This window comes from Vibrio sp. 1F253, assembly GCF_041439295.1.
GTDB classification, from domain to species: Bacteria; Pseudomonadota; Gammaproteobacteria; order Enterobacterales; family Vibrionaceae; genus Vibrio; species Vibrio tasmaniensis_A.
Window position 1 is genome coordinate 207,111 of record NZ_JBGONU010000003.1, and the last position, 8,826, is coordinate 215,936.

The following is an 8,826-nucleotide window of genomic DNA, read 5'->3' on the forward strand; positions in this document are numbered from 1 at the left end:
AATCAAAGCTCGTTATAGATTCAAACTAGTTAATGTTTGGGCCTAACCACTTCTCAGCTTCCAACATATCCCAACCTTTACGGTCGGCATAGCTATCCACTTGATCCTGTTGAATCTGTGCAATCGCAAAGTATCGGGCATCAGGATGTGAAAAATACATACCAGACACTGAAGCACCAGGCCACATCGCGTAGCTCGTGGTTAGTGACATGTCGATCGCTTTTTCAACGTCCATCAACTCCCACAACGTTCCTTTTTCTGTATGTTCTGGGCAAGCAGGGTAACCTGGAGCTGGACGAATACCTTGGTACTTCTCACGAATCAAATCGTCATTAGACAGATCCTCATCCGGCGAGTAGCCCCAAATGTCCTTTCTCACTTCTTTATGCAGGTATTCAGCGAACGCTTCAGCCAATCGGTCAGCAACCGCCTGAATCATAATCGCGTTGTAGTCATCACCGTTGGCTTTGTATTCATCAGCAAGCTCACGCTCGCCGATACCACCAGTCACTGCAAAGCTACCAATCCAGTCCGCTTTACCGCTATCTTTCGGCGCAATGTAATCAGACAAACAGTAGTTAAAACCTTTTGGCTTCTCGGTTTGCTGACGAAGGTTGTGTAAAACGTTTAACACTTCAGTACGAGATTCATCGGTATACACTTCGATATCATCGCCAACGCTGTTAGCAGGGAACATCGCACACATCCCACGAGCTTCAAGTAATTTCTCTTTCTGTACTCGATCCAATAAATCGTTGGCATCTTTGAATAAGCGTTTCGCTTCCTTGCCCACTTCTTCATGATTAAGAATTGCAGGGTATTTACCGACCAATGACCATGTCATAAAGAATGGAGTCCAGTCGATGTACTGACGCAAAGTTGCCACATCAAAATCATTAAAGATGTGAACTCCCGGTTTAGCGGGTGCCGGTGGCGTGTAAGCATCCCAATCGATAGCTACTTTATTAGCACGTGCTCTTTCAAGAGTGACCGGTTTAGTACGAGGCTTCTTACGATTATGCTGATCGCGAACGCGATCGTAATCAATATCCAACTTCTCAACAAATGCAGGTTTCAATTCGTTAGATAGCAACGAAGTACACACACCCACCGCACGTGAAGCATTGTTTACGTAGACCACAGGCTCAGAGTAGTTCTGTTCTATCTTAACGGCTGTATGCGCTTTAGATGTGGTAGCTCCACCGATGAGAAGAGGCAGTTTAAAGCCTTGTCTTTCCATTTCTTTCGCAACATGCACCATCTCATCCAAGGAAGGAGTGATCAAACCCGAAAGGCCAATGATATCGACGTTTTCTTCCTTAGCGACCTTAAGGATTTTTTCACATGAAACCATCACGCCTAAATCGATAATTTCGTAGTTATTACACTGCAAGACAACGCCCACAATATTTTTGCCAATATCGTGAACATCGCCTTTTACGGTCGCAAGTAAGATTTTTCCGTTAGTTGCACCTACGTCTTTGGTTGCATTGATAAATGGCTCTAGATGGGCTACCGCTTGCTTCATAACACGTGCAGATTTCACCACTTGAGGAAGGAACATCTTACCTTCACCAAAGAGGTCACCAACCACATTCATACCATCCATTAATGGGCCTTCTATCACCTCGATAGGGCGAGAGGCATTAACACGAGCTTCTTCGGTATCTTCAACAATAAAGTCGGTAATACCTTTAACTAAGGAATGCTCTAAGCGTTTTTCTACTGGCCAGGTACGCCACTCTAAAGCAGATTTATCTTCAACTTTTCCAACTGCACGCTCTAGATATTCAGTTGCGATATCTAGCAAGCGCTCAGTGGAATCATCTCGGCGGTTTAGAACCACATCTTCAACGGCTTCACGTAAATCCTCAGGGACATTATCGTAAATCTCTAATTGCCCAGCATTTACGATGCCCATATCCATACCGTTTTTAAAGCAGTGGTATAGGAATACTGCGTGGATAGCCTCACGAACGTAGTTATTACCTCGGAATGAGAACGAAACATTCGATACACCACCAGAAATCATCGCATGAGGTAAGTCTCGTTTGATGTCCCCTACAGCTTCAATGAAATCGACCGCATAGTTGTTATGCTCATCAATACCTGTCGCCACAGCAAAAATGTTCGGGTCAAAAATAATATCTTCAGGTGGGAAGCCCACTTCATCAACCAGAATATTGTAGGCATTAGTACAAATCTCAACCTTACGCTCTCGAGTATCAGCTTGGCCAACTTCATCGAACGCCATCACGATAACGGCTGCACCATATCGGCGAACCAGTTTCGCTTGTTCGACAAACTTCTCTTTCCCTTCCTTCAATGAGATCGAGTTAACGATGCCTTTACCCTGAATACATTTCAGACCCGCTTCAATCACTTCCCATTTTGAAGAGTCGACCATGACTGGCACTTTCGAGATCTCAGGCTCAGACGCACATAGATTAAGGAATTTAACCATACACGCCTCAGCGTCTAGCATCCCTTCATCCATGTTGATATCGATAATTTGAGCGCCATTCTCAACTTGCTCTCGAGCCACACTCAAAGCTTCATCATATAGCTCTTCTTTGATAAGGCGCTTAAAGCGAGCAGAGCCCGTAACGTTAGTTCGCTCACCCACGTTAACAAACAGAGATTCCTTGGATATCGTCAATGGCTCTAAACCAGAGAGACGACAAGAGACGGGTAAATCTGGTAATTGGCGCGGTGTCACACCTTCAACAGCTTCTGCCATTTGGCGTATATGTTCTGGCGTTGTACCACAACATCCACCAATTAAGTTCAAGAAGCCACTTTCAGCCCATTCCTTAACGTGTTCAGCCATATCTTCTGGAGACAAGTCATATTCACCGAATGCATTAGGTAAACCTGCATTAGGGTGAGCGGAAACATTGCATTCTGAAATACGAGACATTTCACCAACGTATTCACGCAGTTCGTCAGGACCTAATGCACAGTTCAATCCAAATGAGATAGGTTTTACATGACGAAGGGCATTATAGAAGGCTTCTGTTGTTTGTCCGGAAAGCGTTCGACCAGATGCATCTGTGATAGTACCGGAGATCATAACCGGTAAAATGATACCTACTTCTTCAAAGACAGATTCAACCGCAAAAGCACACGCTTTCGCGTTTAACGTATCGAAGATAGTTTCAATAAGAATTAAGTCTGAACCGCCCTTGATAAGCGCACGAGTCGATTCAGAGTAAGCGTCAACAAGTTCATCAAAGCTAACATTACGATAGCCCGGATCATTAACATCTGGGGAGAGAGAACAAGTTCGGTTAGTTGGACCTAACACACCCGCCACGAAACGGGGTTTATCAGGAGTCTTCACTGTCCATTCATCTGCTGCTTCACGAGCCAACTTAGCAGCAGCATAGTTAATTTCTTCGCTAAGACTTTCCATATCATAGTCGGCCATAGCGATGGTTGTAGCGTTAAAGGTATTGGTCTCGAGGATATCAGCACCGGCTTCCAAATACTCCATATGGATATCTTTGATAAGCTTAGGTTGTGTAAGTACCAAAAGGTCGTTGTTACCTTTTAAGTCACTATACCAATCAGCAAATCGCTCACCGCGATAGTCTTGCTCTTCCAATTTATAATCCTGAATCATGGTACCCATGCCACCATCAATCAGTAAAATTCGTTGCTTCAACAGAGCGTCAATCTTTTGCCTTACATTACTTCCCACGATACAACCTCATTCCTTTAATTATCTCTCCATCCTACCACACATTCGAAAGGAGTCTAGACGTCTAAAACATGAAGTAAATAACCAAGTCATGACAAAAAAATGTTTGCTATTTGAGCATGAGAGAACGAGAATTAATATTCATATTTTGTTACATATTGGAATCCCAATGTCGGTCTATTACACCTTATGCTTCTTGTCCGCTGCAGCCATGCTTATTGCTTTCGTTAATACCAAAATTGGTAAAATGCAGACAACCATCGCCATCACAGCTGGCTCAATGATGCTATCTCTATTGATTATCATTGCGGGACAAAACAATTGGTTCCAATTGGCTGACATCGCTTCAGAAACCGTTGCCAGTATCAACTTTGAAGACTTCCTCCTAAAAGGAATACTGGGATTCTTACTTTTTGCAGGTGGTTTGGGGATTAAGTTACCTAATCTAAAAGATCAGAAATGGGAAATAACGGTACTCGCTCTTGGTGCTACACTGTTTTCGACATTCTTTATTGGCTTTGTACTTTATGGGTTTTGTCAATTTATCGGTATTCAATTTGACCTAATTTATTGCTTACTGTTTGGTTCTCTAATATCTCCAACCGATCCAATAGCTGTATTAGCAATAGTGAAGAAGCTCGATGCTCCCAGACGAATCTCTACTCAAATCGAGGGAGAATCTCTATTCAACGATGGTTTTGGCCTAGTTATCTTCGTAACCCTATTTACCATTGCGTTCGGCACAGAAGCTCCGACTGTAGGTAGCGTGACCATGTTATTCGTCCAAGAGGCTATTGGCGGTATCGTCTACGGATTTGTTCTAGGTTTGATATTCCACTATCTAATCAGCAACACCGATGACCACTCGATGGAGTTGCTATTAACCATCGGTATTCCTACAGCTGGTTATGCTTTTGCAGAGGTTCTGCATGTATCTGGACCATTAGCAATGGTGGTATCTGGTATCATGATAGGCAACTGGACACGCTTCATCGGATTTTCTAAGGAAAGTGAGGATCACCTAGACCATTTCTGGGAATTAATAGATGAGTTCTTAAATGGCGTACTATTCTTATTGATTGGTATGTCTATGCTGCTATTCAAGTTCCACCAAGAAGATTGGATTTTGATGGCGTTCGCAGTCCCTCTAGTATTGAGTGCACGCTATCTAAGTGTTTTCTTGTCTTATATTGGATTTAAACGCTTTAGAACTTACAACCCATGGTCGACTAAGATTCTAACTTGGGGTGGTCTACGCGGAGGCTTAGCTCTAGCTATGGCACTTTCAATCCCTTCAGGTATCTGGGTGATTGAAGACAAAGCAATAGATGTTAAAGAGATAATCCTCGTTATGACCTATGCTGTTGTTGTGTTCTCTATTCTGGTTCAAGGATCAACAATCACTCCAATGATAGAAAAAGCGAAACAAGCTGAGAAAGAATTGGATTAATACCTAAAAATATAAACGAAGGTCGCTTAGTAGAAGCGGCCTTTTTTGTACCTGTGTCCATCAACAAGCACGCCTCTCTAGCCTACAAGTTGCTCCCTTATCTCTGACCACTACTTTAGTCATGATTGCTATCTGCAATCACGACTCTTGGTCGTACCTAACGCTTCCAAACAGGCCAACAAGCAACCACCAGTTTGAGTGCATTCGAGCGAAGATAAACACAAAGCATTTACGGAAATAAATTAAGTAAAGATACATGGCCTTCTTTTCAAGTGAAGTATTGAAAGCATAATAAAGTGTAGAAAGAGAACCACGATCGAAGAGGAATTGTAATTAGAGTAAAGCTTCGCACACCAATGTTCTAGAACCGAAACTTCTCTATAGAACATCTGATGCAGTAGCAAGAAGGGTCTAGTCTTTCTACCGGGGCGTGCAGTCTAGATCCTTAAATATGCCAGAGGAGGACTGAGTCGCACTCCGGAGATTCAACCAAACTGGTAAGTTAGGAGGACGCCTAGTTCTCCCAACATTGCTTCGAAGAAGCAACAGACGTAAAAAAACCTAGCATTTCTGCTGAGGCTTTGTATGTGGCAGGAGTAGAGGTTTAGACTCCCAACACGCGCTATTTTGGCAAGCCGGAGAATCCGCTGCTTTGCTAATGGCGTATAATTAGCTTCAGAAAGCAAAAAGGCCCTAGCATTTCTGCTAGAGCCTTAAATATGGCAGGGGTGGAGAGATTCGAACTCCCAACACGCGGATTTGGAATTATATAAAAAAATATAAAAATCATAATCTTATAAATAAAATCAAATCGATATACGGGTATTACCGTTTATTTCTGTATTTTAAATCTTGGAAATAACCACATCGAGACTAACAACCTTCCCCCGACTCTTAGCCAGTGTTTAAGCGTTAGCAAGCTATAAACCTATGATTCATATCATTCACAGATAATCAAATAAGTGCATAATAGAAAGTTATATGGCAACTTTTGCCTAGAGCGGTATAGCTCATGCATGATTAAATACGAGACTTAAATATCAAGGAGGTAGTTTGTGTTAGGCATATGTTCGAGTATCAAGATCTATATTTACATTGGTTTAGCGGTACTATTCTCTTGCTTGTCGTATTCACTCTACCAAAAAGAGCAAGAGCTTTCGGGTTATCAAGTGCAGGTGAGCCAATTGGAAGCGAATAATTCTATTTTGAAAGGCAATCTAGATAGTATGCATAATACTCTTGAGTCTCTCCAATTACAGTACGATAACTACAGGGACTTACACTCTACTGCTGATTCAGAAGTGGCTGAGTTACATAAAAAGAATAGAAAACTAGACAAAAAAAATACATCGTTTGGTAAAGAAATAATCAAAATTAAAAAGGAATTGAACATTGCTGAAGCAAAGTTACTTGAGTACCAGATCCCCGATTCTATTATTGATGCTTACAACGCTAACGGCATGTACAACGCACAAGTTACCTCCCCCTGAACCTGTAGTAGTAAAAAAGACAGTTAATATATATGTGACTATCCCTGAATCACTGCTTGTAGATCAATGCGCTGAACCAGCAGTTTTGAGTCACGGTGACACGGTTAGTGACCTAGTTAACGCTGTCAACCAGAATCGCACAGGCATTCAAAAGTGCCAAAACGTAATTGATGCAATCATCAACTATAACAATGAGGCTAAGAGCAAATCTGGTGTTTAATGCTGACTTTCTTTGTAAAATCGGAAAAGAGCGACAACAAGCATTATATTTTTTGGGTTAAGTATGAATTTAAAGTCTTTAAGAAAAAAGTCAGTAATTGAACTTGGAACATCAGTTCCAATATTGTTGTTAGCCGTTGGCATTCCATTTATGTGTTGGTTTGGGGTTTTAAAAGGAAATGGCGACGTATCTTCGTGGTTTCAACGTAGTGGATCTATTATGGTTCTCTTTGCTGTATGGGCTGAGTTTAAGCTCTTTAAACTAGGTGCAATTCTTAATCCTAGAAGTGATGATGGACAAACTTGGGAGGACTTAGATCATGCAGATATTCTTCATAAAGAGTTTGCTGTCTATTTAGCTACGTTCAAAATTATTGCAGCGATGTTAGCAATTACCGGAACGCTGATTTGTGGATATGGCGATCTGCTCCACAAACACTTGTACTAAAAATATAGCAAATTGTTCAAGAGTGATTTGGGACGGAAAATTACAACTCTACGTTTAAGTAAACTGTGACTTGAAAATGGTTATGGATCACCCTATAGCCTCATTATGTGCATGGAGAGTTTTATGTTCAGCATCTTTAAGAAAAAAAAGACAGGTTTAGATATCGTTCTTCATAATTTAACTATGATGGGATATGACATTCTTCCTCATGGTATTACTGTTGCTACAGCTGAATTAGCCAGTGGTTATCGTCCTGCAGAAGTCGCTTCTCATATCGCGTTCACTACTATGGCTCGTGATATCCATGAAGCTAGGGATAATTTTCTAACAATCAGTGCAATTTATCCCCATGGTATGGCGTTGCTCGATGTTCTCAAAGACTGCAAGGATAATCATTTAATGAATCCAGCTCAGTGGGAAAATGATTCAACCGCAGTGTATCGAATCATTACTCTTGATGAGCAGCAACTAGAGTGGATCGGAAAGATTTTAAATGACCCTGTAGCTGGCAAAAATCGCTTGGCAACGAGCAGAATCGAGTATCAAGTGTAGAAAACAAATAGCTCACGAATGGCAGTTAACCTTCAGCACTTTGGGTTCGTTATTACAATGGCTCTGACATTACGCTGCTTGCTAATAAACCCAGACAAACATTTAAGGGTATCCAAACGTTTAGCACTACGCTTTTTGATGCTGATTCAAAGGATTCAGCATCAAAGTCTCTTCTAAATGTTCAGGGGCTAGATGCGCATAACGCATGGTTGTTGTGATTTCACTATGACCCAGTACATCTCTTAGCTTCACAATATTGCCGCCGCTCATCACATAATGACTCGCAAAGGTATGACGTAGAACGTGAGTCATTTGCCCTTTCGGTAAGTCAATATTTGCTTCTGAAACCGCCTTTCGAAAAGCCGATAAGCTGTTTAAAAACATCCTCTCTTCACTGATAGACTCAAGAGCGGTGAGTTCATCATAAAGCGTTTGATTAATCGGTACGGTGCGATTCTTGGATGATTTGGTATTCAAAAACGTGATCTGATTATTTTTGATTTGTGAGGGCTTTAGGCTTTCCGCCTCTCCCCACCTAGCACCCGTTGCTAAGCAAATTTTCACGATAAACACCAAAGACCGATTGCTGACTGTTTGACAAGAACCCAATAGCCTTGCGATCTCATCATGGTCCAAATACCTCAACTCTTTTTCACGCTCTTTGAACTGACGAATTTTACTCAGCGGGTTCTCAAACTCAATCACCCCTAACCTCTCTAACTCATTAAACATCGCCCTAAGGTAGGCATGCTCTCGGTTTATGGTAGTGGTGGTCACTTCAATGCTTCGTTGTTCTCGATAGTGCGCAAAATCTTTACTCGTAAAATCGCTCGCAATGGGGTTACCCAAACGCTCTGATATTCGATAAAGACTCTTTCTCAGTCGAATATGATCGCGTAGCGTTTTACCGTGCATTCGATACCAAAGCGTGATCAATTCATCCAGCGTTCGAAAGTCCTTACCC

At 41.8% G+C, this 8,826-nt stretch carries 6 protein-coding genes; 4 read left to right on the forward strand and 2 right to left on the reverse strand.

Features of this window, described 5'->3' with window-relative positions; all coding sequences use genetic code 11:
- Window positions 1-25: 25 nt before the first annotated feature.
- On the reverse strand, window positions 26-3,703 hold the full coding sequence (metH, locus tag ACED28_RS03060; RefSeq protein ID WP_371709253.1) for a methionine synthase: 3,678 nt from the start codon (window positions 3,701-3,703) through the stop codon (window positions 26-28).
- 169 nt (window positions 3,704-3,872) lie between these two features.
- Between metH and ACED28_RS03065 the strand changes: the two genes are divergently transcribed.
- From ACED28_RS03065 to ACED28_RS03080, 4 genes are all read left to right on the forward strand, one after another.
- A complete protein-coding gene (locus ACED28_RS03065; RefSeq protein ID WP_017102902.1) occupies window positions 3,873-5,153 on the forward strand; it encodes a sodium:proton antiporter in 1,281 nt (426 codons plus the stop codon).
- A 1,055-nt stretch (window positions 5,154-6,208) separates the two neighbouring features.
- Window positions 6,209-6,643: a hypothetical protein gene (locus ACED28_RS03070; RefSeq protein WP_017084678.1), complete on the forward strand. Its 435-nt coding sequence runs from the start codon at window positions 6,209-6,211 to the stop codon at window positions 6,641-6,643.
- Between the two features lie 283 nt (window positions 6,644-6,926).
- On the forward strand, window positions 6,927-7,310 hold the full coding sequence (locus ACED28_RS03075; RefSeq protein WP_017084676.1) for a hypothetical protein: 384 nt from the start codon (window positions 6,927-6,929) through the stop codon (window positions 7,308-7,310).
- 123 nt (window positions 7,311-7,433) lie between these two features.
- Window positions 7,434-7,862, forward strand: a complete 429-nt coding sequence (locus tag ACED28_RS03080; protein ID WP_017084675.1) for a hypothetical protein — start codon at window positions 7,434-7,436, stop codon at window positions 7,860-7,862.
- Between the two features lie 126 nt (window positions 7,863-7,988).
- On the opposite strand, the gene ACED28_RS03085 is transcribed toward ACED28_RS03080, so the two are convergent.
- The coding region (locus ACED28_RS03085) for a tyrosine-type recombinase/integrase (protein WP_371709254.1) at window positions 7,989-8,826 on the reverse strand (838 nt) is incomplete at its 5' end.